Below are 16,569 nucleotides of genomic sequence, written 5' to 3'. Positions count from 1 at the left end.
TAAAAAAAGGAACCCCGCAGGATTCCTTTTCGTTAAGGTTAAATTATTTAAGGTTAACTTCTGCACCCTCAGCCTCAAGTTTAGCTTTGATTTCCTCAGCCTCTGCTTTAGAAACGCCTTCTTTAACTGCCTTAGGAGCCTCGTCAACTAATGCCTTAGCTTCTTTTAATCCAAGTCCTGTGATCTCACGAACAACTTTGATTACTTTAACCTTAGATGCTCCTGCAGAAACTAATTCTACATCGAACTCATCTTTCTCTTCTGCTGCTGCAGCTCCATCTCCAGCTGCTGCTGCAACTACAACACCTGCTGCTGCAGATACACCAAACTCTTCTTCACATGCTTTTACTAATTCGTTTAACTCTAATACAGATAACTCTTTGATAGCTTCAATAAATTCTGCTGTTGTTAATTTAGCCATTTTATTTTCCTCCATTTTATTATTTGTTTTCTTACTTAATGTAAACTACTCTGCGTCTGCTGCAGGAGCTTCCTCTGCAGGAGCCTCTGCCGGAGCAGCTTCTCCACCCTGCTCTGCGATCTGATTGAGAACGCGTGCAAGATTTGTAATTGGTGACTGTAAGCTTCCAAGCAACTTGGACAGCAGTTCTTCTCTTGACGGAACCTTAGCCAGTTCTGCCAGTGCTGCTGAATCGTATACTTCGCCTTCAACCACACCTGCTTTTAATTCAAGAGCTTTTGCATCTTTTGCAAATTTGCTGAGGATTCTTGCAGGAGCTGTTGCGTCGTCTTTAGAAATTGCAATAGCACTTGGTCCTTCCAGATGCTCATCTAAAGCTGCGAACTCAGTTCCTTCAAAAGCTCTCTTCATCATTGTGTTTTTGCAAACTTTGTAAATAACACCAGCTTCTCTCAACTGTTTACGAAGCTCTGTATCCTGAGCAACAGTTAATCCGCGGTAGTCAACCAGAACGATTGCCTGTGCGCCTGTAATGTCATCTACGATAGCCTGTACGATAGGTTGTTTTAATTCAACTTTTGCCACGAATGGTGCACCTCCTTGTTAGATTTTGGTTTTTGCACCGCCGATAGATATAAAAAAACCTCTATATCCAAAGACACAGAGGTTCATAAATTCATACTTGTTCGTATCAAATCTATCCTTCCTCGGTAGGCGTATTACTACTTACGCTTGTCGCACCTACTGTCTTCGGCAGTTACTAATATAAACTAGCATACAATATATGATTTGTCAATAGATTTTTTGTTTTTCCAAAACATTTCAAAAAACATTTTACAAAGAGGTCGGGTCAATATACCATTTTCTTCCAACCTTAATTACATTCATATCACCGGAAGAAGCATCTTCAAGTTCGCCATCCACATACAATTCGATATAAATTTCAACTTCTTTTCCTTCTTTAATCTCAACCGTATTGAACAACTCACTTTCAATGTCCCTGATCTCGCTCTTATCTAATTTACGTTCATCTTCAATCTCATACTTAATCTTAATTTTTCCGTCATAATCATCTAAATAATCCAAAACCTCCGCTTCGGCCATTTCCATGAATAACTCCTTATCCATGCCCGCCTGTTCCAGCCCCGCTTCAATGGCTTCTTCCGGAATAACCGAAACAAACAGCTTCACGTCCTGCGTTTCAACAGCTTTCACAAAATTTTTAATCGGCTTTTCATAATCAGATGTAAAGAACAGCGCCTTTACTCCCAGCAAGACTACCACCGCAAGAACACAGATCACTCCAATCCCAATATATAAATTGGTTTTCCCGGGTTCTTTCGTTACTCCCTGCGGCACCTGCACCTGCACTACTTCCGCACCACACTTCGGGCAGAATTTTTCAACTCCCTCCAGTTTCTGACCACATTTTCTGCAAAACATAACTTTATCCTCTTTTCCTTTCTCCTCTGTACCGGAAATTATATCATACTTTATATCAAAATACATCTCATCACGACATGTTACGCTAATTTTTCGCCATATACTGACAGGTCACACCCGATATTTCCGAAATAAGATTCCGGGCATCGGCTGTATTCAAAAGACGGTTGGACATCACGCACAAAACATAGGTACTGTTTAAAGAATAAATAACGGCCACATCGTTCTCAACATCTTCCAGTTCGCCCGTCTTATTGGCAAAGCCCGTCCCCGCCGGAAGTCCCGCCGGTATCTTTCCCGTTCGTTCCTGTTCCCGCATAAATGACAGAATCACTTCTGAGCCTGCCCACTCATTCCGGCAGAAACCCGCCACCAGCCTTCCACAATTCTCAGCAGATGTATAGTTATCGTCTGCCGCATCAAAATCCAGCATCAGCCTCCCCATATGGGTCTGTGCAAAACCGCCATTCACGCAGAATTCATTCACCCTTTGCATTCCCAAAGCAGCATCCCAATTTCCAAGTCTTCGAACCACTTCATTCGCCGCATCATTATCACTTGAACGAATCATCCGCCCCAGCAGTTCCAATGTCTCGCCCTCATAGTTCTGCCGGCTCTCCAACTCATCCATATACTGAAAGCTCACTGCCGCCGTATATAATTTGATCAAACTCGCCGATTCCATCTGCTCATCTCCCAGGCAGGCGCTTGCCCCCGAAGCTATGTCCTCCACATACACAGACCACATTTCTCCCATCTGCCGCCTCTCGTCGATCATCGCCTGAACCTGCATTTTCCATTCTTCGGAAATCTGTGGCACTTCAATCTCCTCCGGCAGAGTTTCCCCGGTTTCTATTTCCGGTGCCTTCACCACTCTGTCCACCTCCAGAGATTCTTCTTCCTCGGAAGCCTTTTTTTGTTCGCCACAGCCGGATGCGGACACCAGACAAAAGGTACAGATCAGACAAAGAAATAAACGCTTCTTAATTCCCATAATATTTTTCAATCCCATCCACGATTCCGGCAACCATCTTTTCGCGGAATGCTTCATCCGCCATTTGCAAATCATCATTCTCATTGCTCATGAAGCCCATTTCCAAAATCACAACCGGAATCTGGCTCCAGTTAATCCCCGTCATCGTATCATTTTCCTGTATGCCTCGATTTACAAATCCGGTATACCGACAATAAGAATCCAGTATCTGCTCTGCCAGGCGATAGCTCTCCTCATACAATCCGCCTGTATAAGGATTATTCGGCGATGTAATAAGAGCAAGCGCTCCGCTTACCGAAGGGTCTTCACTTCCATTAGCATGAATCCGAACGGAAACATCCGCCCCGGCCTGATTTGCCAGAATGGCCCGCTCAGAGTTACTGATCGCGGTCTCATTATCTTCCCGCGTCATAATAACATCATACCCCAATTCCTCCAATCGTGCCCGAAGGAGTAAAGAGATATCCAGGTTAAGCTGATATTCCGGAACTCCGGAATACTTTCCCGCCGTACCCGAAGTCGCTTTCGCCTTCATCACATCAGAGCCCGGCGCGTTCGGCTCCTGTGCACTCATATCGATATCCCAGCCCTGGTGTCCGGGATCAATCGCAATGATAATATTCTTCTCATCCGTCTCTTCTTCTACCGGCTTCTCTTCTTCCGCTTCCTCCTGTTCTTCGGAAATGACGGCGGCTTCTTCCACATCTTCTTTTTCCACTTTACATTCTTCCGGTTCCGGATTCGTCTCCCGGGCGCAGCCCGCCATACATAACGCACACACCAGAACCGCCAGAACAATCCCTCTTTTTTTCATCTCGTATCCTATTGATCCAGCTGATATCCATTGCTGGCCATACTAAATTCCAGGTTTCGTAAAAATGCCGCATTCTGCTGTTCTACGGCTGACAACAGAGAATCTGAAAAATTATCCGGTTCTATCGTACCTTTATACCAGCTTTGACTGTTAAAATAGTTCTGCAGTTCCGGCGAATTGAATTTTCTTCCATGTCTCGCATAAATTTCATTCTTCGCATAGTTAACCTGCCTCAGGTTCAGGTTGCGTACATCCGCTTCTGTCAGCGCTCTCTTATCACTATCCGGAAGAATATATCCGGAAGAAGCTGCAACCGTTGGCGTCTCATTCTTTTCTTCTTTCTGGAGGACAATTTCCTTTCCATTCTCATCCATGAGCTTAGTTGCATCCATGTGAACATCGTTATTTTTAATATAGAGGTCACCGCTGATTTTTACTTTCTGATTTGCGGCCACAGAATCCAGAATGCCTGATGCAAGTCTCGCTTCGTTGATATAAACACTTGTCACATCTTCAACCAGCACTCTGTTACTATTTTCATCCAGACCATACACAGAAATTCCCTCGCTCCAACTCAGAATTCTGGAACCGTCTTTTGCCTTTTTCACGCTTCCTACCAGCGTACATCTGCGATCATCCACAACATTAATATCTACTTTCGAGGCATCAACCTGCTCTTTTTCTTCCGATGATTTTTCCTCCGATTCTTCCGTTTCTTCTATCCGAATCTCCTTCTCATCCTCTTCTTCCTGCATACTTCTATACACAAAAAATCCGCCCACTCCAATTACCAGAACGGCAACCACACAAATGATGATGATAACCAGAAGATTATTCTTCGTTTTCCTGTCACGTAACTCCTCTTCTTCCTCCAGCTCATCAAATGCATCACGTTCATCATCCAATCTCACGCCACAAACCGGACAATACAGACTGTCATCAGTAATAACCGACTTACAATTCCGACATTTCATCAGTTTCTCCCTCCTCTTTCGTTTCTTTTTTTACTATATCACATTTATTTCAGGCAGAACAGAAAAGAACACAAAAAAAGAGCATCAAGTCGAAACTCAATGCTCCTGTATTTTCATCCGATGCGATTAAGCTAATTTAACCGGGTTAATCTTAACACCAGGACCCATAGTAGAAGTCAGAACCACGCTCTTTAAGAACTGGCCTTTAACTGCTGCCGGTCTAGCCTTATTGATTGCATCGATAAGCGTCTGGAAGTTGTCTGCAAGCTGCTCTTCGGTAAAGGAAGCCTTACCGATCGGCACGTGAATAATATTTGTCTTGTCAAGTCTGTACTCAATCTTACCAGCTTTGATTTCCTGAATTGCTTTTGTAACGTCCATTGTTACTGTACCGGCCTTCGGGTTCGGCATAAGACCCTTTGGTCCAAGTACACGACCAAGACGTCCAACAACACCCATCATATCCGGTGTAGCAACTACAACGTCAAATTCAAACCAGTTCTCGTTCTGGATCTTCGGAATAAGTTCCTCAGCTCCAACGTAATCTGCTCCTGCTGCAAGTGCTTCATCAGCTTTTGCATTCTTAGCAAATACCAGGATACGAACTTTCTTACCAGTTCCGTGCGGCAGAACTACAGCACCACGGATCTGCTGATCAGCGTGACGTCCATCACAACCAGTTCTGATATGAGCCTCAATTGTCTCGTCGAATTTAGCTACTGCTGTTTTCTTAACTAATGCAACTGCTTCGTTTTTATCATAGAGTGTTCCTCTGTCGATAGTTTTAGCAGCTTCGATATATTTTTTTCCTCTTTTCATTCTAAAAAATACCTCCTTGTGGTAATGCCGGGATAACCCTCCCACTGTTTTGCTCTACAAATTATAATCTAAGGAAATTAATCCACAACTGTAACGCCCATACTTCTGCAAGTACCAGCGATCATGCTCATAGCTGCCTCAACGCTTGCTGCATTTAAGTCTGGCATCTTCAGTTCAGCAATTTCCTGAACCTGAGCTTTTGTAATAGTAGCAACTTTCTTCTTGTTCGGAACACCTGAACCGGATTTGATCTTGCATGCTTTCTTAATCAGAACTGCTGCCGGTGGTGTCTTTGTGATGAAGCTGAAGCTTCTGTCGCTGTAAACTGTGATAACTACAGGAATGATCATTCCTTCCTGATCAGCTGTTCTGGCATTAAACTGCTTTGTAAATTCAACGATGTTTACACCGTGCTGTCCAAGAGCCGGACCAACCGGTGGTGCCGGAGTTGCTTTGCCGGCAGGAATCTGTAATTTAATATAACCTTGTACTTTTTTTGCCATTTTAATTACCTCCTTGTGGTATTGTCGGAACGATCATGCGCTCCTCCCACTTTTTAAACCGTTTTTTTCACTTCAGCGAAACTTATCTCTACTGGTGTTTCGCGACCAAATAACTCAACATTGATTGTAAGACTCTGCTTCTGCATGTTCATAGACTGAATTACTCCAACCGTATCTGCCCATGCTCCGGCGATAACCTGTACTGTGTCGCCAACCTCATAATCTACAACAATATTCTCCTGCTGGATACCAAGACCTGCCATCTCAGCGTCTGTAAGCGGCACCGGCTTGGAACCCGGTCCTACGAACCCTGTAACACCTCTGGTATTACGGACAACGTACCATGTGTCATCGTTCATAATCATATGAATCAGCACATAGCCCGGGAACATCTTCTTCTGGCTTGCCTTCTGGACACCGTTCTTCAGCTCCACTACATCCTGCATTGGAACCTGAACCTCCAGAATCTGATCTTCCAGATGTCTGTTCTCAATTGTCTTATCAATGTTGGCTTTTACTTTGTTCTCATACCCGGAATAGGTATGAACAACATACCATTTTGCCTCTGACATATAATCACCTTTCTTGCTGCAGTTTATCAGTTATCTTACTAATAAATCCACACCGTTCTGTACCAGGAAATCAATCACTGCAATGATCGCTCCAAGTGCAACGGATACGGTAACGACTGCCGCTGTCTGTTTCGCAAGTGTCATCCTGTCTGGCCAAATGATCTTCTTAAACTCTGCCTTAAGACCTTTGAACCAGCTCGTCTTCTGAGTTTTCTCTGTACCCATGAAATTCACACTCCTTTTATGCGACTATTTCGTTTCCTTGTGCATTGTGTGTGATTTGCAGAATCTACAATACTTCTTAGTCTCCATGCGCTCAGGATGTTTCTTCTTATCCTTTGTCATGTTGTAGTTACGCTGCTTGCATTCTGTACATTCTAATGTAATTCTTGTACGCACAACTTCCACCTCGCTTCGTATTTTGTAATATTAACGTGTTGCAACTGGTAGCTTGCGAGGCTACCCAATTTTAGGCATAAAAAAAAGACCTACTTCCATCGCCAGTACACTATACCATAGCTCCCGGCCGGAAGTCAAGTCTTTTTTCTATTGTTCGCCCTTCTACTGCATCTGCAGTAACTGTCCCATCTTTTGTTTAATCGCTTCTACAGAATTCATATCCGGCTGCATTACCCACAGGAGCTGAGAACCTGAGGAAAAGCACGGCTGCATATCTCCGGTTCCGGAAGCCGCAGTGGATTCAATGCTCCATCCGGTTCCCTCTGCAAGCTGTCTGCTGATAAACTTAGCCATCTCTTCCTGAGTCATATTCGTCTCCACAGAATCCGCAACACTTGCGATGATCTGGCTGGCATTCGTCAGGATTGCCGGCGACATCGCCTTTTGCAAAATTGCCGTAAGCACCGCTTCCTGATTCTTACCGCGCTGATTATCTCCTTCCGCAAAACTGTAGCGCTCTCTTGAAAATGCCAGCGCCTGTGCTCCATTCAGGTGATTCGTTCCCTGTACAAAATCATATCCGCCGGCACTGAATGCATATTCTGATTCAACATTCACGCCGCCAAGAGCATCCACGATCGTAATCAGAGATGTGAAATTCACCCTCGCATAATATGTAATATCAATTCCATAGATACTTTCCAGAGTGTTCATGGAAACATCCACTCCATAAATACCCGCATGTGTCAGCTTATCCTTCTGTTCTCCCGAAATGTTCGGAATCTGTACGTAATAATCTCTCGGAGTAGTTGTCAAAAGTATCTGTTTAGATGTCGGATTGACCGACATAATAATATTCACATCACTCCGACTGTTCGTTGTAATCGGACCAGACACGTCAATACCACTGATATAAATATTGAAAGGCTGCAGCACATCCGCTTTCTCTTCCACCTCAAGCGGTGTATCTATTCCATACTGGTATAAAATTCTCACTTCCGAAGAATAATCTTCTATATTCTCCTCTATGATTCCGGTAAATGCTTCATTATAAATAGCAGCCTCAACTTTACCGTCAAGAAGCGCCTGTGCTTCTTCCTGAATAGTCTCATACTCTATAAGCTTCATTTCCCGACCGATTATTTTACCGATATCTTCTTTCATCAGCTCATTATTTTCCTGATCCACTGTAGTCTGTATACCAAAACGATAATTCTTGGCATCCAGCAGATTCTTAGCCGGGTTGTTCTTTTTGACTACTACCACCATATTATCCGTCTTGTACGCAGCTCCTCCGACGTCCTTCAGCAGATTATTTGCTTTCGATAGATAAATATTACCGAACACAAGCGCAATACTGATCAGAACACTGAGCACAACACCCACTATATGCACTTTATTCTTAATATACTGCATACCAAAACAAATGCCAAACAGAACCAGCAGCAGGGCACTCACTGCCGCAACATATTTCACAGGCAGAAGACCACTGTCCCATGCAACCATAATAAACACGGCTGACAACAGAAGCTGTACCAATACTACCAGTTTTTCTATCATGTGCCTGTTCTTCTTTTTATCCTGAGAATGATGACTCATATCTTACCTCACCTACTTCACTATCAATGTAAACGGCTTACCATCTGACAGATTCTCATTGCTGTCCTTCACATAATAGGTCAAAGCATATGTACCCGGTACATCCGTATTATATATACCTTCTATCTGTATTCTGGTTGACAGATCGTCTGCAGAGTCCACATCATCTATCACACCGCTGACCACACTCAGAGCATCAAACGGAGTGCCCGCCTCAATCTCCATACTTTCAGCAGTCAGTCCGATTGCCGGTCTGTCTCCGTCCGGCTGTAATACTTCCTCCTGAAGCCCGGCATCTGCGTTTTCCGTCCCCTGATTCTCCACAGGTTCACCTTCTTCCGCCTCAGCCTTAGTTTCCTTTTTGTCCAACGGATGGTAAGTAACCTTCCTGGTTATCGTCCCAACATTCTTACTGCTGTCCATAACTCCATAATATACAACCGCTTCCGTTTCTCCACACGGAACAATCTTATCAACGAACACCTGATCCGTCAGATCTCCATCCTTATCGTCACTGGCACTGACCCCGCGCATCAGCGTATCATAATCTTCACCTTCCGTATAGGTAATGCTTTCCTTATCAATTGTAATCTCCGGTGCAGTACGATCCTGTCCTGTGTACATAAAGAAAGCAACCCCAGCCAGAATAATACAGCCTATAGTCAGCACCACCGCAATTATCCGCTGTCTCATCTTCTATTACCCTCTATTTTTTACCATACTCTCCATAATATTTGTAATATCCGCCATAATATCTGCCATAATATTTATTTTGCTTCAGATTGACCTTATTCAGAACCACTCCCAGTATCGGGCAGCCGGACTTCTCCATCTGGTCTTTTACCGCTCTGGCAAATTTATAACTGATTGCATTCGCTGCAATTACAAGAACAGACGCATCACAGTTCTTTGCTACAATCGCACTGTCAATGACACTTCCAAGAGGCGGTGTATCAATAATAATATAATCATATACCTTTCTTGCACTGGCAATCAGAGCTTCAAACCTGGAGTTACCAAGCAGCTCTGCCGGGTTCGGCGGCACAACGCCCGCAAATATCATAATCAGTCCCGGCTGCTGGGTGCGATACATTACCTCATCCACATCTGCCTGACCGGAAAGGAAATGGCTTAATCCCTTCACTTCCACATTTACCTGATGCCTTCCCATCAAAACGGATTTACGCAGATCCGCGTCAATAAATAATACTCTCTTCCCACTCTCCGCCAGGGAAGATGCCATTCCAAGGGACACCGTGCTCTTTCCCTCGTTAGGCGTACAGCTGGTAAAGGCAATCACCCGATTCTCCGCACCGGAGAACTCAATATTGGTACGAAGCGTCTTATAGGCTTCGTTTGTTTTGAAATCTTTTGTCATTTTTTCAAGCTTTATCTCTTTCATACTCTCCTGTCCCCCTCTATCAGTGCTTCATATTCTTCGCAAGTTTTTTTGCCGACAATCCTTTTCTCTTCTTAGATTTTTTCTCGCCTTCCCGAATAGGAATGGATGTCAGGACATTCATTCCCAGATATTGCTCTACATCATCCGGAGTTTTGATTGTATCATCCAACAGGCAGATCAGCACAATGATGCCGACCGCAATTACTACACCCAGCATACCGCCAACCATCAGATTTTTCATCACGCTCGGAGAGGATGGGGCTGTCGGAAGATTTCCTTCCTCTACCGTATTAACAGAATCCGCATCCATAATCTCCGTAATCTGGATACTTACTGATTCTCTGACAGCATCCGCTATCTCCTTCGCCATCTTAGGGTCTTCGTTCTCAACAGTAATACTTAAAATACGTGTATCCGCAGGCGTCTGAACCGTAATAGAATTCTTAAGCTGTTCCGGCTTCATATCCAGATTCAGAACTGCAATTACCTGTTCCATTACCGGACGGCTTTTTGCCAGCTCCATGTAATCCTTCGTAAGCTGGGTACCGGTCTGCAAATCTGAATATGTAACAGCCGCATTCGCATCCTGTCTGGATAACACATACATCTTTGTCGTAGATGAGTACATCGGCGTAATAAAAAGCTTCGTACCCACAAATGCCAGCAGTGCCATCAAAACTCCCGCCAGAATTACAAGATGAATTTTACTCATAACCGCCATAAAAAGTTCCGCCAGATCTATGGTAAGTTCATCTTCATTAAAATTCCTGTTATTCGCTCTCTCTCTTTCCATATTACTTTTGTTTTTTCAGCATCTGCAAAGCATTACTGAAAAAAATCCTCCTTGCATATTCTTCTCCATATTTTTTTGCAACATAATGTGCAGCCTTCTGCATCCTGGGTGCCCGATGCTTCGCACCATGTGCATCTGTACCGACGCAAAACACCAGTTCTTCTTCCAGAAGCTGCTTCACAAACTTCTTTGCCTTGCGCCCGCCGTCTCCGACAATACTTCCGGCATTGACCTGAAGCAGCACTCCCATATCCGCCAAATGCTCCACAATCTCCACATCTTCCAAAATACAGGTATATCTCTCAACGTGCGCCAGGATTACCTTATATCCTCTCATCTGCAGCTGCTGAATACCCTGTTTGATATGGCTCGGGCTGTCTGCCGGGGAAAATTCTACCAAAACATATTCCCTGCGGTTCATGGTCAGAATTCTTCCTTCTTTTAACAGATCCGGAATATCCTGTCCATAATACACTTCCGTCCCAAGATAAATTCGTAATTTTTCATCAATCGACTTTGCAGCCTGTCTGACAAGTTTCAACTGTCTGCGCAGCTCTTCCGGAACCGCTTTCCCTCTCCTTGGATGGTAATGCGGCGTTGCTATGATACACCGTATTCCCTCCTTACAGGCAATCGACAGCATCTCCTTCATCTCATTCTCGTCACATGCCCCATCATCTACTCCCGGTAAGATATGACAGTGCATATCAATACATTTTTCCATATAGTTTTCCTCGTTTAAACATACTCCACCCGAAATACCATTATATCGAATTGTGTCATTACTTGCAAGCCATCTTGCGAATCTTGACGAATTTCGCGCAATTTCGTCCAAATCGTTCTATCAGAACTACTTTCACATATAACTCCGGTTTTCTATTGCTTTTTAAAACACCATCTGATACAATCGATTTGTAAATCCAGTAAATAATTTTGTTATAATTCCGTTTTAAACAGCACGAAAGGAAGCAATATGAAAAAAATATCTACTAAATTAATTGCAACAACTGTATCCTCCAAACGAAAAGGGAAAAAACTGACTCAGGCTCAGCTTTCAGAACTGACCGGAATCAACCGCTCCATGATCGGACGGATTGAAAATGAAGAATACATTCCGACTATCGAACAGCTTCAAAGTCTTGGTTCTGTTCTGGAGTTTGAAGTGGTCGATTTGTTCATCGAAGAAGCTCCTGCCCCCCAAATCGAAAGTGCAGCAGCTCCGGAACAAAAGTATAACATTGCCGTGGCCGGTACCGGTTATGTAGGGCTTTCCATTGCCACTTTACTTTCCCAGCACAATCATGTAACAGCTGTGGATATCATTCCCGAAAAGGTAGAACTTATAAACAATAAAAAATCACCCATTCAGGATGAATACATCGAAAAATATCTGGCGGAAAAGGATCTGGATCTGACCGCCACCCTTGACGGCGAATCCGCCTACCGGAACGCCGATTTCGTAGTGATTGCCGCTCCCACGAATTACGACAGCCAGAAGAATTTCTTCGACTGTTCAGCGGTGGAAGCCGTCATCGAACTTGTGCTTAAAACCAACCCGGATGCAATGATGGTCATTAAATCCACCATTCCCGTAGGTTACACAGCTTCCGTACGAAAAAAATATAACACCAAAAACATTATCTTCAGCCCGGAATTTCTCCGCGAATCCAAAGCTCTGTATGATAACCTGTATCCTTCCCGCATCATCGTTTCCTGCGATGACGAATCCCGGGGAAAGGCACATACATTTGCCGCCCTCCTTAAGCAGGGTGCACTCAAAGAAAATATCGAAACATTATTCATGGGATTCACAGAAGCTGAAGCCGTCAAATTATTTGCCAACACCTACCTGGCTCTCCGCGTATCCTACTTTAACGAGCTGGATACATACGCAGAATCCAAAGGGCTAAACACCCAGGAAATCATCAACGGCGTCTGCCTGGATCCCCGCATTGGCACTCACTACAATAACCCCTCTTTCGGATACGGCGGTTACTGTCTGCCGAAAGATACCAAACAGCTGCTTGCCAACTTCCAGGATGTACCTCAGAACATGATGTCGGCCATCGTCGAATCCAACCGGACCAGAAAAGACTTTATCGCCGACCGTGTGCTGGAAATCGCCGGTGCATATTCTTATTCTAACGGCACATATGACAATACGAAAGAAAAAGAAGTAATCGTCGGCATTTACCGCCTCACCATGAAAAGCAATTCAGATAACTTCCGCCAGTCATCCATCCAGGGTGTTATGAAACGAATCAAGGCAAAAGGAGCCACCGTCGTTATCTACGAGCCGACTCTGCCTGCAGGCTCCACTTTCTTCGGAAGCCGTGTCATCGGTGACTTAAAAGAATTCAAAAGAGTATCCCAGGCCATCGTTGCCAATCGCTATGACAACTGTCTGGATGATGTGAAAGAGAAAGTTTATACACGCGATCTGTTCCGCAGGGATTAATTAAACGGGGACAGATTTCTCGACTCAATGAGTCGAGGAACCTGTCCCCGTTAACTCCTTCCTATTCCGGTGTTTCTCCTGTATTACATGGTTATTCTCCGGTTTCTATCGGTGTTTCCTGTATATATTGCTTGCTCTAATAGCCATTTTAGCCACCTAATGTTATTCTATTAATTGACGAAAAAAATAAATAAAAGGAGGTAGCTAAAACAGCTATGAAAACAAGCAATTATCTGGCAAAACTGCCACAGGAAGTAACCATCAAATCCATCGAAACCCATCAGGGATATGATTCCTTCACTCTTGAGAAACAGCGTCTCTGCCCTCACTGCGGTTCCGTGCACTGCGTCATCAAAGATTCCGGTGCCCTTCAGACAGTCCGTCACATCCCCATCAATAACAGGGGTACCGAACTCTCCTTCCATAAGCGTCGTCTTCTGTGCAAGGACTGCAATACCACATTCTATGAAACTCCCTACTGGATCCATCCATCCCTTCATATGACCTGGGCTCTCTATGACTCCATTCTGTTAGATCTCATGGAACCCATCCCCCAGACTGAAATCGCCAAAAAAAACTGCGTCACCGAAAGCATTGTGCAGTCCGTACTGAAAACAATCAATTTCGGCCTTCCTGCGCACCTTCCGGAAACCATCAACATTGATGAATTCAAAGGGAATTCCGGTGTATGGAGCCAAAAGCATCACAAGTGGTATCTCAACAAATATCACTGCAACATCTCTGATGGTGACTCGCATGCAGTCATCGATGTATTGGACCAGATTTCTACAGCCTATCTTCATAAATACTTCCAGCAGTTCTCTTTAGAAGAACGCAAACATGTCAAATACTTCTGCTGCGATATGAGCAATGGCTTCGTATCTCTGGCTAAGAAAGACTTCCCTAATGCGAAAATCTGCATTGATCCCTTCCATGTCATCAATCGTCTGAATGACATGGTCGATGATGTTCGCCGCCGCTACCAGCATGAATTCCAGGAAAAGGGTGAGACTGAGAATTACAAAAAAATCAAATCTCATACGCCTTTTAAAAACAAAGCAGGATAATCAATCTCTTTACTGGGGTCCTCGCACAAATGAAAACCTGAAACGTCTGGATGATGCCTTTGCAATTGCACCTGATCTGAAAGAGGCTTATGATGCTCTCCAGTACTATCATGACATTGCAGCTTCCTTCCCGTACTCTACCCAATTTGAAGAACTCACGGAATGGATTAAGCTTTACACTTTTTCAGAAATAGAGGAAATCCACTCTGCCGCCTGTACCATCAGGCATTGGCGCGGCTATATACAAAACAGCTGGAAATACGGAAAATCCAATGGATTGTGCGAAGGATTCAACAATAAAGTAAAAGTCCTGAAACGCGCCTCCTTCGGCCTCCACAACTTTGAAATATTCCGTAAGCGGATTCTTCTCACCTGTGGAAAAATCAAGCTCACCCATGACCCTGCAACCATCTTTGACGAAGCAAAATCAGGAAGGGAGATAAGATTATGATTCCAAGCCGAACTTTCTTACGTAACTGTGCCACACAAAACAACCGCCTCCTTCCATCAGAACTGGAAGACTGGCTCATGGTATATTTTGAAGATGAGCCCTATGAAGATTTCTATGATGCATATACCCTGGAAGGGCTGGTCTGCTTATTCTGTGATAACTATGCAAATGGGCTTCTGGATATTACCATAACGGATCCCATCACCCGTCTACGCGAGCGCTATGAAGGTCTGAAGGATCTCATTTTCGACCTGCGGGTTGATATCGCATATCTGACTGAGCAATGCAACCGATACGAAGACCTGCTGAAAGAGCATCATCTGCTTTAAGCAGTGGGTCACAAAACTCTCAGCTTATTGCAGAATGGGATGTGATATCTAAAAATACCAACGAAAAAAAGGCCTATTACAGCCTTATTTAATCAATAGTCATACATAATCTTCATTTTTAATATCGTCATTTCTGTCCAATTTTTAATTGTATTAATGGTTGGGTTTGTTTGCTATGCCCTTTTTTATGAGCTATTCACCCTAAACACCCCGTTTTCCCTGTATTTATGCGGATTTCAGGCAGTTTTCACCATGTAACCCCGAAGAACCGGATTTCATCTTTTTGATTTCATCTTAGTTGCCGGATATGCTTGAATTCAATTTATGGATAGCTGGGTTTTCAGTGAGATAATAATGGACAAGGGCTGATCAAAGCATCACTTGTGGCTATCAGACCCGGCACTTTCTTCCATCCGTTTCCACAGTTCTTCTCTTACCTCAGGATGCCGCCACAACCACTCGGCCAGCTTTCCTTCCAGTGGGAAATTCTTTCTCTCCTCATTTCCGGTGAGCAGCCATTCAACTCCTACCTCCAGCACCTGTCCAAGCTTCTCTGCGGTTCTCTCTGTCAGGGCATTTTCTCCGTTTTCAATCAGACATATCTGCGAATCGGATACACCTGAGCTATAATATAACTCTTTCATGCTCAGGCCTTTTGCATTTCTGGCGAGTTTCAGTCTTTTTCCAACAGTCCTGTTGTTTTCTTCCTTGGTAACCCTCTGGACTGCGTTTTCTATTGCAACCCCACCATCAAAATACCTCGGGTCCACTCCATACGCATCACATATCATTTCAATCACCGTATCCGTTGGTTCAGTGAGTTCATTTTCAAATCGCATGATCTGAGTTCCCGAGTACCCTAAAGGTTTTCCGAATAGTCTCAGGGACAAACCCAGGTACTGACGCAATTCTTTTATGGCTTCGGATGTTTTCTTTTCGCCAGTTATCATTCTTGTTCTCTTTACCTCGTGTATCTACAAGCACTGAACACATTGTCATGCCATGCTTGTGGGCATAAGCGAGACATTCCACATTGTTGTACAATCCCCCGCTGTTCAAATATATATTTCAACGACCCCCTGAGCCACTCAGAGAGCTTCCAGGAGCTTTCAGGGCATTGAGGTATACTGCAATACCCCCAAGCTTAAAGCCGCTCCTGGAAGCCCTCAGAGGGCATTACGGAGGTGCTCATTCTTTCATCCGCTCCCACAGTTCTTCCCTAACCTCTGGATGCTGCCAAAGCCAGTCAACCATAGCCTTGTCTGCCGGAAACCGCTTCTTGCTCTCATCCCCGGTCAGCAGCCAATCCACACCAACCTCAAGCGCAGCCGCCAGCTTCTCCGCCGCTTTCCTCCTCAGCTGATATTTTCCGCTCTCCAACATACTGATCTGTGGCTGTGAGATACCCGCCCTTCTGGACAATTCCCACATGCTCAGTCTCTTTTCCACCCTCGCGGTCTTCAGACGCTGCCCTGCTCCTGCTGTGTCCACTTCCACCTTCTGGACTGCCTGCCCTACAGACATCTCGCCT

General features: G+C 44.4%; 22 protein-coding genes and 1 other annotated feature. Of the genes, 4 read left to right on the top strand and 18 right to left on the bottom strand.

Going from position 1 to position 16,569, the window contains the following annotated elements:
* Nucleotides 1-43 precede the first annotated feature (43 nt).
* The 16 genes from rplL to ACQRCC_RS15055 all read right to left on the bottom strand — a co-directional run bounded on the left by rplL (nucleotide 44) and on the right by ACQRCC_RS15055 (nucleotide 11,457).
* Entirely contained in the window at nucleotides 44-421 is a 378-nt protein-coding gene (gene rplL, locus ACQRCC_RS15130) for a 50S ribosomal protein L7/L12 (protein ID WP_427851575.1), read from the bottom strand.
* Between the two features lie 45 nt (nucleotides 422-466).
* Nucleotides 467-1,006 (bottom strand): 50S ribosomal protein L10, encoded by a 540-nt coding sequence (rplJ, locus tag ACQRCC_RS15125; protein WP_427851574.1) that lies wholly within the window; start codon nucleotides 1,004-1,006, stop codon nucleotides 467-469.
* A 43-nt stretch (nucleotides 1,007-1,049) separates the two neighbouring features.
* Nucleotides 1,050-1,193: a sequence feature (ribosomal protein L10 leader region), on the bottom strand.
* Between the two features lie 62 nt (nucleotides 1,194-1,255).
* Nucleotides 1,256-1,864, bottom strand: coding sequence for a zinc ribbon domain-containing protein (locus ACQRCC_RS15120; protein WP_427851573.1), 609 nt, complete (start codon nucleotides 1,862-1,864; stop codon nucleotides 1,256-1,258).
* An 85-nt stretch (nucleotides 1,865-1,949) separates the two neighbouring features.
* Nucleotides 1,950-2,876: a serine hydrolase gene (locus ACQRCC_RS15115; RefSeq protein ID WP_427851572.1), complete on the bottom strand. Its 927-nt coding sequence runs from the start codon at nucleotides 2,874-2,876 to the stop codon at nucleotides 1,950-1,952.
* Complete coding sequence (locus tag ACQRCC_RS15110) at nucleotides 2,848-3,672, bottom strand: N-acetylmuramoyl-L-alanine amidase family protein (protein ID WP_427851571.1); 825 nt, start codon at nucleotides 3,670-3,672, stop codon at nucleotides 2,848-2,850. The genes ACQRCC_RS15115 and ACQRCC_RS15110 overlap by 29 nt, the downstream gene beginning before the upstream one ends.
* An 8-nt stretch (nucleotides 3,673-3,680) precedes the next feature.
* On the bottom strand, nucleotides 3,681-4,646 hold the full coding sequence (locus tag ACQRCC_RS15105) for a YARHG domain-containing protein (protein WP_427851570.1): 966 nt from the start codon (nucleotides 4,644-4,646) through the stop codon (nucleotides 3,681-3,683).
* A 126-nt stretch (nucleotides 4,647-4,772) separates the two neighbouring features.
* A complete protein-coding gene (gene rplA / locus ACQRCC_RS15100; protein WP_427851569.1) occupies nucleotides 4,773-5,465 on the bottom strand; it encodes a 50S ribosomal protein L1 in 693 nt (230 codons plus the stop codon).
* A gap of 77 nt (nucleotides 5,466-5,542) precedes the next feature.
* Nucleotides 5,543-5,968, bottom strand: coding sequence for a 50S ribosomal protein L11 (gene rplK, locus ACQRCC_RS15095; RefSeq protein ID WP_427851568.1), 426 nt, complete (start codon nucleotides 5,966-5,968; stop codon nucleotides 5,543-5,545).
* A gap of 53 nt (nucleotides 5,969-6,021) precedes the next feature.
* Nucleotides 6,022-6,540 (bottom strand): transcription termination/antitermination protein NusG, encoded by a 519-nt coding sequence (nusG, locus tag ACQRCC_RS15090; protein ID WP_427851567.1) that lies wholly within the window; start codon nucleotides 6,538-6,540, stop codon nucleotides 6,022-6,024.
* 30 nt (nucleotides 6,541-6,570) lie between these two features.
* On the bottom strand, nucleotides 6,571-6,765 hold the full coding sequence (gene secE, locus ACQRCC_RS15085; RefSeq protein WP_427851566.1) for a preprotein translocase subunit SecE: 195 nt from the start codon (nucleotides 6,763-6,765) through the stop codon (nucleotides 6,571-6,573).
* 24 nt (nucleotides 6,766-6,789) lie between these two features.
* Nucleotides 6,790-6,939 carry a 50S ribosomal protein L33 gene (rpmG, locus tag ACQRCC_RS15080; RefSeq protein ID WP_427851565.1) on the bottom strand — a complete coding sequence of 50 codons (150 nt, stop codon included), beginning with the start codon at nucleotides 6,937-6,939 and terminating at the stop codon, nucleotides 6,790-6,792.
* Between the two features lie 162 nt (nucleotides 6,940-7,101).
* Nucleotides 7,102-8,538 (bottom strand): LCP family protein, encoded by a 1,437-nt coding sequence (locus ACQRCC_RS15075; RefSeq protein WP_427851564.1) that lies wholly within the window; start codon nucleotides 8,536-8,538, stop codon nucleotides 7,102-7,104.
* A 12-nt stretch (nucleotides 8,539-8,550) separates the two neighbouring features.
* Nucleotides 8,551-9,231 (bottom strand): immunoglobulin-like domain-containing protein, encoded by a 681-nt coding sequence (locus ACQRCC_RS15070; RefSeq protein WP_427851563.1) that lies wholly within the window; start codon nucleotides 9,229-9,231, stop codon nucleotides 8,551-8,553.
* 13 nt (nucleotides 9,232-9,244) lie between these two features.
* Nucleotides 9,245-9,940, bottom strand: coding sequence for a CpsD/CapB family tyrosine-protein kinase (locus ACQRCC_RS15065; protein WP_427851562.1), 696 nt, complete (start codon nucleotides 9,938-9,940; stop codon nucleotides 9,245-9,247).
* A 19-nt stretch (nucleotides 9,941-9,959) separates the two neighbouring features.
* Nucleotides 9,960-10,733 (bottom strand): YveK family protein, encoded by a 774-nt coding sequence (locus tag ACQRCC_RS15060; protein ID WP_427851561.1) that lies wholly within the window; start codon nucleotides 10,731-10,733, stop codon nucleotides 9,960-9,962.
* Nucleotide 10,734: 1 nt separating this feature from the next.
* Nucleotides 10,735-11,457, bottom strand: coding sequence for a CpsB/CapC family capsule biosynthesis tyrosine phosphatase (locus ACQRCC_RS15055; protein WP_427851560.1), 723 nt, complete (start codon nucleotides 11,455-11,457; stop codon nucleotides 10,735-10,737).
* 249 nt (nucleotides 11,458-11,706) lie between these two features.
* On the opposite strand from ACQRCC_RS15055, the gene ACQRCC_RS15050 reads away from it, so the two are divergent.
* From ACQRCC_RS15050 to ACQRCC_RS15035, 4 genes are all read left to right on the top strand, one after another.
* Nucleotides 11,707-13,191, top strand: coding sequence for a nucleotide sugar dehydrogenase (locus ACQRCC_RS15050; RefSeq protein WP_427851559.1), 1,485 nt, complete (start codon nucleotides 11,707-11,709; stop codon nucleotides 13,189-13,191).
* A gap of 215 nt (nucleotides 13,192-13,406) precedes the next feature.
* Nucleotides 13,407-14,258, top strand: a complete 852-nt coding sequence (locus ACQRCC_RS15045; RefSeq protein ID WP_427851558.1) for a transposase — start codon at nucleotides 13,407-13,409, stop codon at nucleotides 14,256-14,258.
* Entirely contained in the window at nucleotides 14,197-14,709 is a 513-nt protein-coding gene (locus ACQRCC_RS15040; protein WP_427851557.1) for an ISL3 family transposase, read from the top strand. Before ACQRCC_RS15045 ends, ACQRCC_RS15040 begins: the two co-directional genes overlap by 62 nt.
* The gene (locus ACQRCC_RS15035) at nucleotides 14,706-15,038 is read left to right on the top strand and encodes a hypothetical protein (protein ID WP_427851556.1); all 333 of its coding nucleotides are present in this window, start codon (nucleotides 14,706-14,708) and stop codon (nucleotides 15,036-15,038) included. The genes ACQRCC_RS15040 and ACQRCC_RS15035 overlap by 4 nt, the downstream gene beginning before the upstream one ends.
* Nucleotides 15,039-15,415: 377 nt before the next feature.
* Here the strand turns inward: ACQRCC_RS15035 and ACQRCC_RS15030 are convergent, their stop codons facing one another.
* Both ACQRCC_RS15030 and ACQRCC_RS15025 read right to left on the bottom strand, forming a co-directional pair.
* Complete coding sequence (locus ACQRCC_RS15030) at nucleotides 15,416-15,988, bottom strand: helix-turn-helix domain-containing protein (RefSeq protein WP_427851555.1); 573 nt, start codon at nucleotides 15,986-15,988, stop codon at nucleotides 15,416-15,418.
* 238 nt (nucleotides 15,989-16,226) lie between these two features.
* Nucleotides 16,227-16,569, bottom strand: a 343-nt coding sequence (locus ACQRCC_RS15025) for a helix-turn-helix domain-containing protein (protein ID WP_427851554.1), incomplete at its 5' end; no start/stop codon positions are given.

Origin of the sequence: Sporofaciens sp. SGI.106, assembly GCF_050314255.1 — a bacterium.
Lineage (GTDB): Bacteria > Bacillota > Clostridia > Lachnospirales > Lachnospiraceae > Claveliimonas.
This window is presented reverse-complemented; position numbering and strand designations above follow the sequence as displayed.

Coding starts and splice junctions, on each gene's coding strand:
- rplL (WP_427851575.1), bottom strand. CDS start 421: ATGGCTAAATTAACAACAGCAGAATTTATTGAAGCTATCAAAGAGTTA.
- ACQRCC_RS15120 (WP_427851573.1), bottom strand. CDS start 1,864: ATGTTTTGCAGAAAATGTGGTCAGAAACTGGAGGGAGTTGAAAAATTC.
- ACQRCC_RS15115 (WP_427851572.1), bottom strand. CDS start 2,876: ATGGGATTGAAAAATATTATGGGAATTAAGAAGCGTTTATTTCTTTGT.
- ACQRCC_RS15110 (WP_427851571.1), bottom strand. CDS start 3,672: ATGAAAAAAAGAGGGATTGTTCTGGCGGTTCTGGTGTGTGCGTTATGT.
- ACQRCC_RS15105 (WP_427851570.1), bottom strand. CDS start 4,646: ATGAAATGTCGGAATTGTAAGTCGGTTATTACTGATGACAGTCTGTAT.
- rplA (WP_427851569.1), bottom strand. CDS start 5,465: ATGAAAAGAGGAAAAAAATATATCGAAGCTGCTAAAACTATCGACAGA.
- rplK (WP_427851568.1), bottom strand. CDS start 5,968: ATGGCAAAAAAAGTACAAGGTTATATTAAATTACAGATTCCTGCCGGC.
- nusG (WP_427851567.1), bottom strand. CDS start 6,540: ATGTCAGAGGCAAAATGGTATGTTGTTCATACCTATTCCGGGTATGAG.
- secE (WP_427851566.1), bottom strand. CDS start 6,765: ATGGGTACAGAGAAAACTCAGAAGACGAGCTGGTTCAAAGGTCTTAAG.
- ACQRCC_RS15075 (WP_427851564.1), bottom strand. CDS start 8,538: ATGAGTCATCATTCTCAGGATAAAAAGAAGAACAGGCACATGATAGAA.
- ACQRCC_RS15070 (WP_427851563.1), bottom strand. CDS start 9,231: ATGAGACAGCGGATAATTGCGGTGGTGCTGACTATAGGCTGTATTATT.
- ACQRCC_RS15065 (WP_427851562.1), bottom strand. CDS start 9,940: ATGAAAGAGATAAAGCTTGAAAAAATGACAAAAGATTTCAAAACAAAC.
- ACQRCC_RS15060 (WP_427851561.1), bottom strand. CDS start 10,733: ATGGAAAGAGAGAGAGCGAATAACAGGAATTTTAATGAAGATGAACTT.
- ACQRCC_RS15055 (WP_427851560.1), bottom strand. CDS start 11,457: ATGGAAAAATGTATTGATATGCACTGTCATATCTTACCGGGAGTAGAT.
- ACQRCC_RS15050 (WP_427851559.1), top strand. CDS start 11,707: ATGAAAAAAATATCTACTAAATTAATTGCAACAACTGTATCCTCCAAA.
- ACQRCC_RS15045 (WP_427851558.1), top strand. CDS start 13,407: ATGAAAACAAGCAATTATCTGGCAAAACTGCCACAGGAAGTAACCATC.
- ACQRCC_RS15035 (WP_427851556.1), top strand. CDS start 14,706: ATGATTCCAAGCCGAACTTTCTTACGTAACTGTGCCACACAAAACAAC.
- ACQRCC_RS15030 (WP_427851555.1), bottom strand. CDS start 15,988: ATGATAACTGGCGAAAAGAAAACATCCGAAGCCATAAAAGAATTGCGT.